The sequence below is a fragment of the Microbacterium sp. Root53 genome (assembly GCF_001426925.1).
Taxonomy (GTDB): domain Bacteria; phylum Actinomycetota; class Actinomycetes; order Actinomycetales; family Microbacteriaceae; genus Microbacterium.
Genome location: NZ_LMFR01000004.1, coordinates 20,985 through 36,786, shown reverse-complemented (window position 1 = coordinate 36,786; position 15,802 = coordinate 20,985). Strand labels below are relative to the sequence as shown.

Annotated in this window: 13 protein-coding genes; 6 read left to right on the top strand and 7 right to left on the bottom strand. The window is 71.8% G+C overall.

Annotated elements, in window-relative coordinates; all coding sequences use genetic code 11:
• Window positions 1–2 precede the first annotated feature (2 nt).
• Together ligM and ASD19_RS02850 are read left to right on the top strand one after the other, a co-directional pair.
• Window positions 3–1,412, top strand: coding sequence for a vanillate/3-O-methylgallate O-demethylase (gene ligM, locus ASD19_RS02855; RefSeq protein ID WP_055988639.1), 1,410 nt, complete (start codon window positions 3–5; stop codon window positions 1,410–1,412).
• Window positions 1,413–1,493: 81 nt separating this feature from the next.
• Window positions 1,494–2,099 carry a PadR family transcriptional regulator gene (locus ASD19_RS02850; protein WP_055988637.1) on the top strand — a complete coding sequence of 202 codons (606 nt, stop codon included), beginning with the start codon at window positions 1,494–1,496 and terminating at the stop codon, window positions 2,097–2,099.
• A gap of 25 nt (window positions 2,100–2,124) precedes the next feature.
• Here the strand turns inward: ASD19_RS02850 and ppnP are convergent, their stop codons facing one another.
• Both ppnP and ASD19_RS02840 read right to left on the bottom strand, forming a co-directional pair.
• Window positions 2,125–2,433, bottom strand: coding sequence for a pyrimidine/purine nucleoside phosphorylase (gene ppnP / locus ASD19_RS02845; protein WP_055988634.1), 309 nt, complete (start codon window positions 2,431–2,433; stop codon window positions 2,125–2,127).
• 31 nt (window positions 2,434–2,464) lie between these two features.
• Window positions 2,465–3,370, bottom strand: a complete 906-nt coding sequence (locus ASD19_RS02840; protein WP_235562950.1) for a serine hydrolase — start codon at window positions 3,368–3,370, stop codon at window positions 2,465–2,467.
• 160 nt (window positions 3,371–3,530) lie between these two features.
• Between ASD19_RS02840 and ASD19_RS02835 the strand changes: the two genes are divergently transcribed.
• The gene (locus ASD19_RS02835; protein ID WP_055988632.1) at window positions 3,531–4,127 is read left to right on the top strand and encodes a uridine kinase family protein; all 597 of its coding nucleotides are present in this window, start codon (window positions 3,531–3,533) and stop codon (window positions 4,125–4,127) included.
• 196 nt (window positions 4,128–4,323) lie between these two features.
• On the opposite strand, the gene ASD19_RS02830 is transcribed toward ASD19_RS02835, so the two are convergent.
• The 4 genes from ASD19_RS02830 to ASD19_RS14890 all read right to left on the bottom strand — a co-directional run bounded on the left by ASD19_RS02830 (window position 4,324) and on the right by ASD19_RS14890 (window position 10,907).
• On the bottom strand, window positions 4,324–7,515 hold the full coding sequence (locus ASD19_RS02830) for a DEAD/DEAH box helicase (protein WP_055988630.1): 3,192 nt from the start codon (window positions 7,513–7,515) through the stop codon (window positions 4,324–4,326).
• Between the two features lie 623 nt (window positions 7,516–8,138).
• A complete protein-coding gene (locus ASD19_RS14240; protein WP_156377082.1) occupies window positions 8,139–8,465 on the bottom strand; it encodes a hypothetical protein in 327 nt (108 codons plus the stop codon).
• Between the two features lie 185 nt (window positions 8,466–8,650).
• The gene (locus ASD19_RS02820; protein ID WP_055988626.1) at window positions 8,651–10,630 is read right to left on the bottom strand and encodes a M13 family metallopeptidase; all 1,980 of its coding nucleotides are present in this window, start codon (window positions 10,628–10,630) and stop codon (window positions 8,651–8,653) included.
• 151 nt (window positions 10,631–10,781) lie between these two features.
• Window positions 10,782–10,907: a hypothetical protein gene (locus ASD19_RS14890; RefSeq protein ID WP_268777922.1), complete on the bottom strand. Its 126-nt coding sequence runs from the start codon at window positions 10,905–10,907 to the stop codon at window positions 10,782–10,784.
• A 383-nt stretch (window positions 10,908–11,290) separates the two neighbouring features.
• On the opposite strand from ASD19_RS14890, the gene ASD19_RS02810 reads away from it, so the two are divergent.
• The 3 genes from ASD19_RS02810 to ASD19_RS02800 all read left to right on the top strand — a co-directional run bounded on the left by ASD19_RS02810 (window position 11,291) and on the right by ASD19_RS02800 (window position 15,236).
• On the top strand, window positions 11,291–12,616 hold the full coding sequence (locus ASD19_RS02810) for an MATE family efflux transporter (RefSeq protein WP_055988622.1): 1,326 nt from the start codon (window positions 11,291–11,293) through the stop codon (window positions 12,614–12,616).
• A gap of 54 nt (window positions 12,617–12,670) precedes the next feature.
• Window positions 12,671–13,690, top strand: coding sequence for an aldo/keto reductase (locus tag ASD19_RS02805; RefSeq protein WP_235562949.1), 1,020 nt, complete (start codon window positions 12,671–12,673; stop codon window positions 13,688–13,690).
• Between the two features lie 292 nt (window positions 13,691–13,982).
• Window positions 13,983–15,236, top strand: coding sequence for a glycoside hydrolase family 6 protein (locus ASD19_RS02800; RefSeq protein ID WP_055988620.1), 1,254 nt, complete (start codon window positions 13,983–13,985; stop codon window positions 15,234–15,236).
• Window positions 15,237–15,280: 44 nt separating this feature from the next.
• Here ASD19_RS02800 and ASD19_RS02795 read toward each other — a convergent pair whose 3' ends face one another.
• The gene (locus ASD19_RS02795; protein ID WP_055988618.1) at window positions 15,281–15,748 is read right to left on the bottom strand and encodes a VOC family protein; all 468 of its coding nucleotides are present in this window, start codon (window positions 15,746–15,748) and stop codon (window positions 15,281–15,283) included.
• Window positions 15,749–15,802 lie beyond the last annotated feature (54 nt).

Below are 15,802 nucleotides of genomic sequence, written 5' to 3'. Positions count from 1 at the left end.
CCGTGGCACCCAGGAATCTACAGGAGGTCATCGACCAGGCCGGATCGGCCGTCGACCTGCTTCGCAACTCGCAGATCGGCTCGTACATCTACCCCGTCGTGCCGGCCGACTTCCAGAACTGGATCAAGGAGCAGCGCGCATGGCGCGAGACGGCCGTCCTGTACGACCAGTCGCACCACATGGACAACCTGTTCCTGAGCGGCTCCGACGCGATCAAGCTGATCAGCGACACCGCGGTCAACTCGGTCGCGAACTTCCCGGTCGACAAAGCCAAGCAGTACGTGCCGACCAGCTCGACCGGCGGCGTCGTCGGCGACGGCATCCTGTTCCGCGAGGGCGAGGACGAGTACGTCTACGTCGGCCGCGCGCCCGCCGCGAACTGGCTGCTGTTCCACGGCGAGACCGGCGGATACTCGAACCTCGACATCGAGGTCGACCGCCGCTCACCGTCGCGCCCCTACGGCGACGCGGTCTCGCGCAAGTACTACCGGTTCCAGATCCAGGGCCCCCGCGCATGGGAGGTCATCGAGAAGCTCAACAGCGGGCCCCTCGAGCAGCTCAAGTTCTTCAACATGTCGACCATGACGATCGACGGGACCACCGTGCGCACCCTGCGGCACGGCATGGCCGGCGCCCCGGGCCTGGAGATCTGGGGCCCGTACGCCGACCACCACCGCATCCGCGACGCGATCGTCGAGGCGGGCGCGGAGTTCGGGCTCGTGCCGGTGGGCTCGCGCGCGTACCCGTCGAACACGCTCGAGTCCGGATGGATCCCGTCGCCGCTGCCCGCGATCTACTCGGGCGAGGCAGAGCGCGCGTACCGCGAGTGGCTGCCCGCCGACAGCTACGAGGCCACCGGCACGCTCGCGGGATCGTTCGTCTCGCAGGACATCGCCGACTACGAGCTCACGCCGTGGGCCCTGGGCTACGGCTCGTTCGTGAAGTTCGACCACGACTTCATCGGCCGCGACGCGCTCGAGAAGATCGACCCGGCGACGCAGCGCAAGAAGGTGACGCTCGCGTGGAACGCCGAGGATCTCGGACGCGTGTGGACGTCGCTGCTGGACGTCGAGGGACCGCAGTACAAGTTCTTCGACCTGCCGCTGGCGAACTACGGATCCGCGAACTACGACAAGGTGGTCGACGCCGACGGCACGGTCGTGGGCTTCTCGATGTTCACCGGCTACAGCGCGAACGAGAAGCGCGGGCTCTCGCTCGCGACCGTGGACGCCGACGTGCCGGAGGGCACGGAGCTGAAGGTCGTGTGGGGCGAGCCCGACGGCGGCAGCCGCAAGGCCTCGGTCGAGCCGCACGAGCAGACCGAGGTGCGCGTGGTCGTGAGCCCCGTGCCGTACTCGACGGTCGCCCGCCAGGAGTACCACGGCGGATGGCGCACGGGCTACAAGGCCTGATCCGTCGCGCGGGGCCCGGTCGGTTCGCCGACCGGGCCCCGCGTCCGATACAACGGGAGGACACGACAGGGGGATGAACGCATGAGCCTTCGATACGCGCTGATGGCGCTTCTGCGCGTCGGACCGCTGTCGGGTTACGACCTGCAGAAGCAGTTCCAGGTGTCGGTGGGCCATCTCTGGCACGCGCCCGACAGCCAGATCTACCCCGAGCTGCGCAAGATGGAGGCCGAGGGCCTCGTGGTCGGCGAGGACCAGACCCGCGGCGAGCGCGGCACGCGCCGCGTCTATCACCTCACCGCGGAGGGCGACCGGGCCTACATCCGCTGGATGGAGGAGCCGCTCCCCTACGCCCGCGTGCGCGAGCCCGCGAACCTGAAGGCCGCCTACCTGGAGGCCGCCTCACCGGACGCCGCGCGCGCGTTCCTCGAGGACCACATCCGGCACTGGCGCGGCGAGCTGGAGCAGTGGGAGGCCGAGCTCGGCCGCATCGACGCGCGCATCAACCCCATGCTCGTGCGCCGCCTCGCCGCCATGCCGGAGCACGACCACGACCGCACGGTCGCGTTCAAGCGCTTCGGCTACGAGGGGCTGGTCGACCGCGCGCGCACCGAGATCGCGTGGGCCGAGCGCGGCCTCGCGCTGCTGGACGACCTCTACGGCCCCGAGGACGCGCACTCGGCGTCCTGAGCGGGGCCCTCTGGAGGGCGCCCGGTCAGCCGTAGTGGCAGACGTACGAGACGGGCTCGGTCACCACGATGTCGAACGACGAGTCGCCGGGGACCTCGAACGAGTCGCCCGCGCCGTAGGCGGTCCACTCCTCCGAGCCGGCGAGGCGCACGCGGCACGACCCGGTGTGGAGCTCCATGACCTCGGGGGCGCCGGTGCCGAACGTCAGCTCGGAGGGCAGGATGACGCCCGCCGACTTGCGCGTGCCGTCGGCCAGGAAGAAGGTGTGGCTCACGCACCTGCCGTCGAAGTAGATGTTCGCGGCGGGATCCAGCGTGACGTTCGCGTAGGCCATGGCACGAGCGTACCGGCGGCCGGCGCGCGGCTCAGACCGCGTACTCCATGAGGTCGTTGCCGAGCGCGTGGAACGCGCTGTGCGCCCGGTGCCGGTGCAGGGGCGACAGGTCGTCGAACGCGATGATCATGGCGTACGCGAACGCCGCGCGGCGGCCCGCGATGACGCCGGCCTCGGCGCGGGCGCCGGGCTCACGGCCCGTGCGCCCGAAGTGCACCAGGCCGTGCTCGTCCTCACCGTGCGAGAGCGGGTCGAGCCCGAGCATCGCGCCCACCAGGCCCGCGTCGGCCGACGGCGTGAGCCAGTCGGTGACACGCGTGCTGACGTCGCGGCTGACCACGGTGCGCGCCGCGAGCGCGGCGAACAGCGCGGCGTACTCGCGCGCGGTGCCGAGCGCGACGTGCGGGGCGTCATCCGGCCCGCGCTCCTCGCGGAAGCGGTCGAGCAGCGCCGAGCGAGGCATCCCGAGCGACACCAGCCGGCGCGTGACCTGCTCGTGCCCCACACGGTCGAGCAGCGCGTTCGCGGCGAGCGCGTCGCCCGACGACGAGGCCAGCACGGCCAGGTCGGCGAGCGGCAGGGTCGGCGCGGCGAGCAGGCGCCAGACGCCGGAGGCGCCCGCGTCGTCGAGGTCGGAGCGATCGGAGAGCTCGAACGGGTCGAGCATGCCGGCGTCGAACTGCGCGGCCACCTCGACGAGCAGCGGCACGACGCCGAGCCCGCCGACCGGCAGCGGCATGTGGTCGTCGCCGGCCAGCACGGCCTCGCCGCGGTCGAGCTCGATCACGTGCACCGAGACGCGGGCGCCCTCGAGCGACAGGGCCTCGAGCGCCTCCACCGTCGAGCGGAACCGGCGCGTGCTCGACCGCGCGCGGCCGCCGCGGGTCGCGGGAGCGGCGGCGCGCAGGTCTGCGCGGTGTGAGGGATGTGCGGGCACGTCGATCGTCGATCCTCCGAAGACTCCCCCTCCTCGATTGTGCCTCACCGCGGCGGTCCCGCCGCGGTCGATCAGGCAACGGATCGGTGAAGAATCGATGCCGGCACGGCGGGCCCGGGGTTCATCGTCGTCCCAGCCCCGCTCGGGCAGAATCTTCCCCATGCCCTCCGACGTCCCGCCACTCGCGCAGGTCGTGCTGATCGGCGGAGCGAGCGGATCCGGCAAGTCCCGCCTGGCCGAGGCCTCGGGCCTTCCGCTGCTGCGCCTCGACGACTTCTACCGCTCGGGGGACGACCCCGCCCTGCCGCGCCTCGCCACGGGCGAGGTCGACTGGGACCACCCCGCGTCCTGGCACGCCGATCGCGCGATCGCGGCCCTCGAGGAGCTGGCCCGCACCGGGCGCACCGAGGTCCCCGTCTACGACATCGCGGCGAACGACCCGGTCGGCACGCGCACGATCGAGCTCGGCGGCGCCACGCGGTTCGTCGCGGAGGGCGTGTTCGTGGGCGAGGTCGTGGCCGAGGCGCGGCGCCGCGGCATCCTGGCCGACGCGCTGTGCGTGCGCCGCTCGCGCTGGCTGACGATGGGCCTGCGCCTCACGCGCGACCTGCGCGAGCGCCGCAAGGCCCCGGCCTTCCTGGTGCGCCGCGGCCTGATGCTCGCGCGGCTCGAGCCCGTCATCGTGGGCCGACTCACGGAGGCGGGCTGCCGCCCGGCGTCGGTGCGCGCCATCCGCCGCATCCTCGCCGGTCGTTGAGCGGAGCCGGGCCTCGAGGGGAGGCTCGGGCCGTTTCGACTCCCTCGCTTCGCTCGGTCGCTCAACGAGCAAGGGGGAATGCTCGTTGAGCGAGCGAAGCGAGTCGAAACGCGTGAAGCCCCCGGCGCGGCCCGCCGGTCGTTGAGCGGAGCGAGCGCCAGCGAGCGGAGTCGAAACGCCCCAAGCCGCCGGCGGCCTACTGCACCAGGGCGCGGAAGTCGTCGGCCGTGAGCCCGCCGATCGCGGCCGGATCCTCGTCGCCCGCGAGCACATCCCGGAACAGCCGCGACTTCTTCTCCTGCATCGCGACGACCTTCGACTCGATCGTGCCCTTCGAGATCAGCCGGTAGACCACCACGGGACGCGTCTGGCCGATGCGGTGCGCGCGGTCGGTGGCCTGCAGCTCGGCGGCAGGATTCCACCACGGGTCGAGCAGGATGCAGTAGTCCGCCTGGGTGAGGTTGAGCCCGAACCCGCCGGCCTTGAGCGAGATGAAGAAGACCGGCACGTCGCCCGACGTGAAGCGGTCGATCATCCGGCGCCGCTGCGGCGCGGTGACGGATCCGTCGAGATACGCGAACGGGATGCCGCGGCGCTCAGCCACGCCCGCGGCGCGGCCGAGGAAGGTCGTGAACTGGCTGAACACCAGCGCGCTGTGCCCGTCGCCGACGATCTCGTCTAGCAGGTCGCCGAGCTTCTCGAGCTTGGCGGACGGCGCGGGCGCCTCCCCGACCAGCTCCGGATCGAGGGCCAGCATCCGCAGCGTCGTGAGCGAGCGCAGGATCTCCATCCGGTTGGCCTTGACGTCGTCGAGCAGCCCCATGACCTTCTGCCGCTCGCGCTGCAGCCGCACCTGGTAGATCCGCTGGTGCGCGCCGTGCAGCTCGACCTCGAGCAGCTGCTCGGTCTTCTCCGGGAGGTCGGCCGCGACCCGGTCCTTGGTGCGCCGCAGCAGGAACGGCCGGATGCGCCGCCGCAGCCGCGCGAGCCGGGCGCCGTCGCGCTCCCGCTCGATCGGCTTGCGGTAGTGGTCCGTGAAGGACTTCTCGCCGCCCAGCAGGCCGGGCGCGGTGAGCGAGACGAGCGCCCACAGCTCGAGCAGGTTGTTCTCGAGCGGCGTGCCCGTGATGGCGAACTTGGTCGGCGCGCTGAGCAGCCGCGCGCACCGGTAGCCCTGCGACCGGTGGTTCTTGATCTGCTGCGCCTCGTCGAGCACGAGCACGCGGAAGCCGAGCGCCTCGTACTCCGCGAAGTCGAGGCGGAACAGCGCGTAGCTCGTGACCACGAGGCGCGCGGCGGCCGCGACCTCGGCGAGCGGCGTGCCGCGCTTGCCCGACGTCTCCTCGATGCCGACCGCTCGCAGCCCGGGCGCGAAGCGCTCCGACTCCGACACCCAGTGCCCCACGACGCTCGTCGGCGTGACGACGAGGAACCGCGCATCCGGCTCATCCGCGCGCGCCCGCTCGAGCGCGGCGAGCACCTGCACGGTCTTGCCGAGGCCCATGTCGTCGGCCAGGATGCCGCCCAGCCGGTGCACGCGCAGGAAGTCCAGCCACGCGAGCCCGACCTTCTGGTACTCGCGCAGCGTGGCGCGGAAGCCCTCCGGCGCCGCGACGGGCTCGAGGCGGTCGGCGTCCGACAGCGCGCGGAGAGACTGCAGCCACTCCTGCTCCTGCGCCTCGACCACGCCGGTCTGCACGAGCTCGGTCCACAGGTCGACCTGAAGGCGGCTGATCCGCAGCGGCCCGGTCGCGCGATCCTGCAGCCCGCGGGCCTCGTCGAGCAGCTGCCGCAGCGGCTCGAAGCGCTCCGAGCGCAGCGTGAACACCGCGCCGCTCGGCAGCACGAGATAGCGGTCGCGTGCCACCAGGGCCGCGAGCAGCATGCCGAGCGGCACGGGCTCGCCGCCGACGTCGACGCTGACCTCGAGGTCGAACCAGTCGTTGCCGTGCGGCTGGGCCGACACGTGCACGACGGGCAGCTCTCCCGCGAAGCGGTACTCGGGGAGCTGGTCGGTCTCCTCGATCCGGAGCCCCTCGACCCCGCGCAGCGCCGGCAGCACGGCCGCGAGGAACTCGACCGTCTCGTCGCGCGTCAGCCACGCGGCCCCGAACCCGGTGCCCTGTCGCACGCCGAGCAGGTCGGCGCGCTCACCCGCCGCATCCGCGACCGCGTCGCCGATGCGGCGCTCCTCGGCGGGGACCCGCGGCGACCCGGGCGGCAGGTCCCACCGCCACGCGAGCCGCGCACGCGCCTCGTCGTGCGCGACGGTCAGGATGAGCGCCGGCCGCGGCGGAGCCGGGATGTCGTACGTGCCGCCGGGCGATCGCAGCGCCGCGATGCCCCGGAGCTTCGGCAGGTACTCGCGCTCGAAGTCCGGGACGGCCTCGGCGGGGACCGCGAACGGCTCGCCCTGCATCAGCCGGGTGAAGGAGTCGGCCAGGGGCTCGCGCAGCGGCACCAGCTCGCGCACGCGCTCGTCGTCGGTCAGCGCCATGGCGGCCACGGGCACGCCGACCGGCAGGATGCGCGCATCCGCGGCGTCGGCCAGGTCGATCACGGGCTGCACGTGCAGCGCGTCGTCGCGGCGGTCGAGCGCGAGGAAGTGCGCCGCCGGCTCGGCCCGCAGCGTCACGGCCGGCTGCGCCCTGGTGTCGGCGACGAGATGCACGCCGGCGTCGCGCAGCTCGACGAGCACGTCCCACAGGCCGCGGCTCGGGAGCTCGTCGAGGCGGATCCACTGCGGCGCGCGGTCGTACGACCCCCAGCGGCTGCGGTGCACCGGGCGGTGGTCGGCTGCGGCGCCAGGGAAGTGCTCGCGCGCCTCGAACAGCGCCTCGAGCTCGCCGAGCGCGCGACGCTGATCCGCCGTGAGGCCCTTGCCGTCGAGGTCGCGCCAGCCGATGCCGGTGCGGATCCACGTGCCGCGCGTGCCGCGCAGCGCCGGGCGGATCTGCACCCCGTCGCGATCCAGCCCGATCAGCAGGGCGACGTCCACCGTCTCGCTGTGGTGGCCCTCGTCGAGCGCGCGCTCGAGTGCGCGCCGCCACGGCTCGACGAGGCCGGTGCCGGTTCCGGCGCCCGCGCCCGGGCCGCGTGCGAGCGTCGCCCCGGACGTCGCACCGTGCGCGATCAGGTGCAGGACGGCCGCCGCGTGCACGCATCCGACGGCGCCGCACTCCGTGCAGTCCATCCGCGGGCCGGTGCGCTCATCCAGGTCGACGTAGACGGTCCACCGCGCGACGCGCCCCTCGTACGAGGTGGTGCCGCCCAGGTCGTACCGCTCGACGATGCGCGCCACGCCCTGCTCGGCGAGGTGCGCACCGTGCTGAACCATCCACACGGGCAGGATCCGCGGGAGGTCCGCGGGGCTCAGCACGAACGGCACCCCCCGAGCCTAAGCGGGACGCCCGACACCGCCGATGGTCGTGCGCCTCGCGGCGGCGACCCGCGTGCACGATGACCACGATTAGCCAACCGTCTTCAATCCGGTACTGCACGCGGCAGTCGCCCACTCGGGCGTGGCACTTCGGCCCGCGCGGTGACCTCCCTCGGCCACTGGCGGGCGCGGCTCCTTCGAGGGGAAATCATGTGAGCCTTCTCGCGCGAAACCCCTCGGAGACCAGCGCGCATCTGCCTCGTCACGCCGAGCGCGTAGTAGAACGCATCGATGTTGCACACGATCTGCTTGCGCCGGAACTCGTTGGGCGAGTGCGGGTCGGTCCGAGGACTGCCACGGCGTGAGGCCGCCACCAATCGGATCAAGCACAACATCGTAATCCGACCCGAGTTGATCCTGCACTTTCTGGAGCAACTCGAATCCTATTCGAGCATGCTCTTCTCTTTGGCTCGGTGATGACCATCCGGATTCTTCGTCAAAATTGGCGTTGAATTCTGCCGCCCAGTCTTGGAGTTCCCGTACGAGTTTAGGATCGAGCTGGCCGATACCGAACTGGTAGTCGCCTCCGAGGCGGAGTGGCCAGCCGCTGTACGGCACTCCGAGGTCCACAGTCAAAATGCCCATGCTGCTTGCCTGCTGCAGTCTTGACTGGTTGTGGGATAACGAAGGGGGTAGTTCGCATTGAAGGTGGGGCCAAAGCATGCGGTCCAGGCGGCCGGGTCATTTATCAGATACGGGCTCGCGCCGGGCTCTGACGAGCGCGGCTCGGGGATGAGATCCTGGATCTCGGACGAGTTGATCCGTTCCCCGGAAGCGACATGAAGGATGTAGAATTCTTCATCCTTCGGTGGTTTCGAATCTTTATCTGCGGCTCCCATTAGCAACGGCGAGACCAGCACGGCTAGCGCGACAATTCCTGCAGTCTTCAGCCGCTTCATCGGGAACCCACTTTCTTTTGGTGTCGAATCAATGGGATCGTCTCACAATAGAATCGCGCGGGCATGTAGCCTTTTTGGGGACATACAGATCTACGGCGCTCGCAGTGTCACGCCTTGACCGTGCTCACTCCTGACCCGCGCACTTTCGTAACGGTCAGCACGCGGACATTCGGCGCTCCTGAGCCTCACCAGATGGTGACGCGCTGCTCCTCCGGCAGCCAGAGCGCATCCGCCTCGGTCACGCCGAACGCGTCGTAGAACGCGTCGATGTTGCGGACGATCTGGTTGCACCGGAACTCGTTGGGCGAGTGCGGGTCGATCGTCAGCAGGCGGATGGTCTCGGCCTCGCGGCCCTTCTGCTGCCACACCTGCGCCCACGACAGGAACAGGCGCTGCACGCCGGTGTACCCGTCGATCTCGGGCGCCGGCTCGCCCCCGAGCGAGAGCTGATAGGCCTTGAGCGCGATGCCGAGGCCGCCGAGGTCGCCGATGTTCTCGCCGATCGTGAGGGCGCCGTTCACCTTGTACGACTCGTCCAGGCCGAGGGGCGTGAGCGCGTCGTACTGGGCGATGAGCGCCTTGGTGCGCTCCTCGAACGCGGCGCGGTCGGCGTCCGTCCACCAGTCGGTCAGGCTGCCGTCGGCGTCGTAGCGGCTGCCCTGGTCGTCGAACCCGTGGCCGATCTCGTGGCCGATCACGGCGCCGATCCCGCCGTAGTTCGCGGCGTCGTCGCGCTCCGGATCGAAGAACGGATACTGCAGGATGGCCGCCGGGAACACGATCTCGTTCATCAGCGGGTTGTAGTACGCGTTGACGGTCTGCGGCGTCATGAACCACTCGTCGCGGTCGATCGGCTTGCCGACCTTGCCGATCTGGCGGTCGTGCTCGAACGCGCTCGCGCGGCGGACGTTGCCGAGCAGGTCGGTCGCGTCGATCTCGAGTGCGCCGTAGTCCTTCCAGGTCACGGGGTAGCCGATCTTCGGCGTGAACGAGTCGAGCTTCTTCAGCGCGCGCTCGCGCGTCTCGGGACCCATCCACTCGAGCGTCGTGATGCTCTGCCGGTACGCCTCGATCAGGTTGGCGACCAGGTCGTCCATCGCGGCCTTGGCGGCCGGCGGGAAGTGCCGCTCGACGTAGACCTTGCCGACGGCTTCGCCCAGCGCGCCCTCGGCGAGCGCGACGCCGCGCTTCCAGCGCTCGCGGATCTCGGGCACGCCCGTGAGGGTCGTGCCGGTGAAGTCGAAGTTCTCGTTCACGAAGTCGTCGGACAGGTACGGCGCCGCGGCCCGCACGATCTTGAACCGCAGCCACGCCTTCCAGTCCTCGATCCGCTCGTCCGTGAGCAGCGTGCCGAGGCCCTCGAGGAACGACGGCTGGTACGCCACGACCTCGGCGAACGCCTCGGGCCGGCCGGGCGCGACGCCCTCGAGCCACGGGGTCAGGTCCAGACCGGTGAGCGCCTGGATCTCGTCCCACGTCTTCAGGTTGTAGGTGGCGACCGCGTCGCGGCTGCGCACGTTGTCCCAGTGGTGCGAGGCGATCTCGGTCTCGAGCGCGACGATCCGGTCGGCCTGGCCGGCGGCGTCCGCGATGCCGGCGAGCGCCAGCATCCGCTCGACGTGCGCGCGGAACTGCGTGCGCACCTCGGCGAAGGACTCGAGGCGGTAGTAGCTCTCCTCGGGGAGCGACAGCCCGGACTGCACCAGGAAGGGGACGTAGCGGGTGGGGTTGCCGGGGTCGGGCTCGACGAAGACGCCGATGACGTTCGCGACGCCCTGGCGGTCGAGCGATCCGACCGTGCCGAGGAAGGAGGCCACGTCGGTCACGGCGTCGGCCTGGGCGAGGGGCTCCGCGAGGGGCGCGGCGCCCAGCTCGGCGATGCGCTGCTCGTCCATGAAGCTGGCGTAGAGGTCGCCGACCTTGCGGGCCTCGGTGCCGGGCTCTGCCTGCTGCGACTCCTCGATGATCGCGCGCACGTCCTTCTCTGCCTGCTCGGCGAGCAGGTGGAACGAGCCCCACCGGGCCTTGTCGCCGGGGATCTCGGTGCGCTCGATCCACGCGCCGTTCACGTGGCGGTAGAGGTCGTCCTGCGGGCGGATCTCGTCGCTCAGCTCCTCGATGGCGATGCCGGAGCGGAGGGCGGTCGTGGGAGCGGCGTCGGTCATGGGTCCACCCTAAGCACGGCGTGCCGCGGCGCGCGCGATGACCGGATGATCCGGACCCGATTCTCCGATCCGGGGTTCGGCCGGGCGCGCGGCGGGTCGCGGCTGGAGCCGTGGCACGTCATGAACCACGACCACACGGACGGGGGCGAGGTCAGACCGCGGCGCCGAGCAGGCGCGAGATCTCGTTCGCGGCCGCGATCGCCTGCGGCGCCATCTCCTCGATCGAGCGGCCGGGGTGCTCGAGCGCGATCGACGAGATCGACAGGCCGTGGGTCACGCGGCCCGTGTGGTCGCGGATCGGCGAGCTCCTGGCGGAGCCGGATGCGCACGAGCCGCCCCGCTGCGACATCCGCCCGCACGGCGGCTTCGGCCCGCCCCCGCGCGTCGAGCTCGGCGAGGGTGAGCAGCCTGACCTTCTCCATGCCCGCCACTCTGGACACCCCGCCGCCCCCGCACGCGGCCACCCCCGGCCATCCCGCGCAAACCCGCGCCGATCCGCCCCTGTGGACGAGGCTCCGGCCCCGCCTGAACCGACATCACATCCGCGCGGCGAGATCACCCGCAACCGCATATGATCTCGCCGAGCGCGGGTGATCTCGGCGCACGGCATGTGACATCGGCGGCGCGCGGCGCGTCGGCGGCCCGTCCTACGCTCGAGGGGTGACGACCCGCACGGCGACGCTGAACCGCGACATCCTGCGGCTGGCGATCCCGGCGCTCGGGTCGCTGGTCGCCGAGCCGCTGTTCCTCATGGTGGACGCCGCGCTCGTGGGCCATCTCGGCGTCGTGCCGCTCGCGGGCCTCGGCATCGCGAGCGCCGTGCTGAGCACGATCGTCGGGCTCATGGTGTTCCTCGCGTACGCCACGACGCCCGCCGTCGCGCGGCGGTTCGGCGCGGGCGACGCCGGCGGCGCCGTCTCGGTCGGCATCGACGGGATGTGGCTGGCGCTCGGGATGGGCGCGGTGCTCGCCGTGGCCGGATGGTTCGCGACGCCCGCGCTCGTCGCGGCGTTCGGCGCGAGCCCGGACGTCGCCGCGGAGGCCGGCGTCTACCTCGGCATCTCGATGTGGGGCCTTCCCGCGATGCTGATCGTGTTCGCCGCGACCGGGCTGCTGCGCGGCCTGCAGGACACCGTGACACCGCTGTGGATCGCGGGGCTCGGCTTCGTCGCGAACGCCGCGCTGAACGCGCTGTTCATCTACGGGTTCGGCTGGGGCATCGCGGGCTCGGCCGTCGGCACCGTGGTCGCGCAGTGGGGCATGGTCGCGGCCTACGCCGTCGTCGCGGGGCGGCTCGCGCGGCGCCACGACGCGCAGGTGCGGCCGCAGCGCGCGGGCATCCGCGGATCGGCGCGGGCGGGAGGCTGGCTGTTCCTGCGCACCGTGAGCCTGCGCCTGGCGCTGCTCCTCACGGTCGCGGTCGCCACGGCCCTGGGCACGCAGGAGCTCGCCGGATGGCAGATCGTCTTCACGATCTCATCGACCGCCGCGTTCGCCCTGGATGCGCTCGCGATCGCGGCTCAGGCGCTGATCGGCAAGAGCCTCGGGGCCGGGGACCTCGAGGCCGTGCGCTTCGTGCTGCGACGGACGACCGCCTGGGGCGCGTGGTTCGGGCTCGCGATCGGACTGCTCTTCGCTGCGCTCTCCGGCGTGCTCGGCCTGGCCTTCACGGGCGACCCCGAGCTGGCGGCCGTCATCCAGCCCGCCCTCCTGCTGATGGCGCTGACGCAGCCCCTCGCGGGCGTCGTCTACGTGCTCGATGGCGTGCTGATGGGCGCGGGCGACGCGCGCTACCTCGCGATCGCGGGGGTCCTGAACCTCGCGCCGTTCCTGCCCTCGCTCGGCGCGATCGCGTGGCTCGCGCCGACCGGATGGGGCGGCCTCGCGTGGCTGTCGGCCGCGTTCTTCCTGGTGTTCATGGGCGCGCGGCTGGTCACGCTCGGCACGCGGGTCCGCGGCGGCGCGTGGATGCACGCTCGCGCGTGACGCACGCGATCGCGGGCGGCCCGCGGCATCAGGGAGCGCCCTAGGCTCGAACGCGTGAGCGCGACACGGACCTCCCCCAGCCCTGCCGACCTGATCACCCTCGGCGACGGCCTCGAGGTGCCGCGCCAGGGCTACGGCGGCATGTCGCTGAGCGACATCTACGGTCCCGTGAGCGACGACGACGCGCTGCGCACGCTCACTCACGCGGTGGATGCGGGCGTGACGTTCATCGACACCGCGAACATCTACGGCGACGGCCGCAGCGAGCGCATCATCTCGCGCCTCCTGCGCACGCGCCGCGGCGAGGTGCAGCTCGCATCGAAGTTCGGGATCGTCGGGGGCGGCGGAGTCGGCAGGCGCGGGATCCGCGGCGACGGCGCGTACGTGCGCGAGCAGCTCGAGCTGAGCCTGAAGCGCCTCGGCACGGACCATCTAGACCTCTACTACCAGCACCGCGTGGACCCGGACGTGCCGATCGAGGAGACCGTCGGCGCCCTCGCCGAGCTCGTGGCCGAGGGGAAGATCCGGCACATCGGCATCTCCGAGGCCACGGGCGACGAGCTGCGCCGCGCCGCATCGGTGCACCCGATCGCGGCCGTGCAGAGCGAGTGGAGCATCGTGAGCCGCGACGTCGAGGCGCACGTCGTGCCGGCCGCGCGCGAGCTGGGCATCGGCTTCGTCCCGTACTCCCCCCTCAGCCGCCAGTGGCTCACGGGGGCGTTCGACCCGGCCGCGGTCGGCGAGCACGACGGGCGGCCGAAGTTCCCGCGCTTCGCCCCGGACACGCTCGCCGCGAACCAGCCGGTGCTCGACGAGGTCCTCGCCGCCGCCGCCGAGGCCGGCGTGACGCCCGCCCAGCTCGCGCTCGCGTGGCTGTACGAGAAGGGCCGCGCGCTCGGCCTGCCGGTCGTGCCGATCCCCGGGACGCGCTTCCCGGAGCGGGTCGACGAGAACCTCGCGGCCGCCGACATCCGGCTCGATCCCGCGCAGGTCTCGCGCCTCGACGCTCTCGCGTCGCGCGTGCACGGACACCGGTCGTTCAGCCCGGCCTGGGTCTCCGCCGGGCGCGAGTGAGCCACGGCTCCGGCCTCTCGGCGCGCCCCGCGCGCCCGCTGACAGGCCGGATGTGGCTCCCGTCGCGTTCCGGGGCGGATGAGCCTGCGCGCGGGCCGCTCGTCCTGTGAGCGGCGCACGGGCGCGCCGATCGCCCCTTGACATGCCGCGTCGCGCCCGCCAGGTTGGTATCTGACCCCGAGCGTGGGAGCGCTCCCACACATCGGGATCAGCTCTGCACAGACCCATCACGACAGCGCCGTCGGCGGGTCCGACGGCACCGTAAGGAGCCCAGATGTCCCCTGCCTCGACGATGAGGCGTGCCGGAGCGGCCACCGCGGCCGCCTCCGCCCTCGTCCTCGTCTGCCTCGGCGGCGCCGCACCGGCGTTCGCCGCGAACGACGTGATCGATCCGACGACCACCCTCTACTCCGACCCCGACAGCACGACGTACCGGGCCGCCGAGGGCCTCACGGGCCAGGCGCGGGAGGACGCGCTCGCGCTCGCGCCCTTCCCCACGGCCTCCTGGTTCACGGGCGGATCGCCCGTCGAGGTGAAGCAGGAGGTCAAGGACGTCGTCGTCCACGCGCACGCGGAGGGCGAGGTCCCCGTGCTCGTCGCCTACAACGTGCCGTTCCGCGACTGCGCGCAGTACTCGGCGGGCGGAGCCACCAGCGTCGCCGAGTACACCGCGTGGATCGACGGGTTCGCCAAGGGGATCGGCGGCAAGGACGCGGTCGTCGTCCTCGAGCCCGACGGACTCGGGATCATCCCCCACTACACGACCATCGAGGGCACACAGGAGTGGTGCCGCCCGGCCGAGCTCGACCCCGCCACGGCCGCGGAGGACCGCTTCACGATGCTGCGCCACGCGGTCGAGACCCTGTCGGCGCTGCCGAACACGGCGGTCTACCTCGACGGCACGCACAGCGCGTGGCTCAGCGTCGGCGACATCAGCGACCGTCTCCTGAAGGCCGGGGTGCAGCAGGCGGACGGCTTCTTCCTCAACGCCTCGAACTACCAGTACACGGCCAACCTCACCGCGTACGGCACCTGGATCTCGTCGTGCATCGCGCTCGTGACCGAGGCGGGCGGCGCGTTCGGCGACTGCGGCAGCCAGTACTGGAACGGCGGGCCCGCCAACGGCTGGAGCGGCGTGTCCATGGATCCGTACGGCGAGTGGTCGGCGGACGCCGCGGACCCGGCGCTGAACACGTCGGGCGTCGACTCCCGCTACGCGTCGCAGCTCGGCGACATCGAGCCGTCCACCCACTTCGTGATCGACACGAGCCGCAACGGCCAGGGCCCCTGGCAGGTCGCAGCCGGCTACGAGGACTGGTGCAACCCGCTCGACCGGGGTCTGGGCCTGCGCCCCTCGACCGACACGGGCTACGACCTGCTCGACGCCTATCTGTGGATCAAGGTGCCCGGCGAGTCCGACGGACAGTGCCTGCGCGGCACCGCCGGCCCCGAGGATCCGGCGCGCGGCATGGTCGCGCCGGCCGCGGGCGGCTGGTTCCCGGAGATGGCGCGGGAGCTCATCGAGAACGCGGTGCCCGCGCTCTGATCGGCGGACGCGGGGCGGGGCGCACGACGCGCTCCGCCCCGCGTCTACGCGGCCTCGAGCTCGGCGATCACGATCTTCTTCATCTTCATGAACGCCTGGATCTGCTCGGGCGTGCGCATGAACCGGTCGAAGTCCACGGGCACGATCTGCCAGCTCACGCCGAAGCGGTCCTTGCACCATCCGCACTGCTCGGCCTCGGGAACCGACGACAGGCGCTCCCAGTAGTAGTCGATCTCGGCCTGGTCGCGGCACGCGACGACGAACGAGATCGACTCGTTGAACGTGAAGTACGGGCCGCCGTCCAGGCAGCCGAACGCGGTCCCCGCCAGGGTGAACTCGCCGTTGATGACCTTCCCGGCCATGCCCTCGAAGTGCGGGTCGATGCTCTCGTCCGGGTACTCATCGATCCGGTCGATGCGGCTCTCGGGGAACACCTCGCAGTAGTACTGCATGGCCTCCCGGGCGTTGCCGTCGAACCAGAGGAACGGGCGGATCAGGGGTGCGGTGATCATTGCGGCCTCCTTTTCGCCGGCCACGCTACGCCGGCGGTCCGGGTGACACGAGGG

Excerpts from the sequence above, each read along its gene's own strand:
- ASD19_RS14240 (WP_156377082.1), bottom strand. The coding sequence starts at position 8,465 with ATGAAGCGGCTGAAGACTGCAGGAATTGTCGCGCTAGCCGTGCTGGTC.
- ASD19_RS02800 (WP_055988620.1), top strand. The coding sequence starts at position 13,983 with ATGAGGCGTGCCGGAGCGGCCACCGCGGCCGCCTCCGCCCTCGTCCTC.
- ASD19_RS02795 (WP_055988618.1), bottom strand. The coding sequence starts at position 15,748 with ATGATCACCGCACCCCTGATCCGCCCGTTCCTCTGGTTCGACGGCAAC.
- ASD19_RS02850 (WP_055988637.1), top strand. The coding sequence starts at position 1,494 with ATGAGCCTTCGATACGCGCTGATGGCGCTTCTGCGCGTCGGACCGCTG.
- ASD19_RS02835 (WP_055988632.1), top strand. The coding sequence starts at position 3,531 with ATGCCCTCCGACGTCCCGCCACTCGCGCAGGTCGTGCTGATCGGCGGA.
- ASD19_RS02820 (WP_055988626.1), bottom strand. The coding sequence starts at position 10,630 with ATGACCGACGCCGCTCCCACGACCGCCCTCCGCTCCGGCATCGCCATC.
- ppnP (WP_055988634.1), bottom strand. The coding sequence starts at position 2,433 with ATGGCCTACGCGAACGTCACGCTGGATCCCGCCGCGAACATCTACTTC.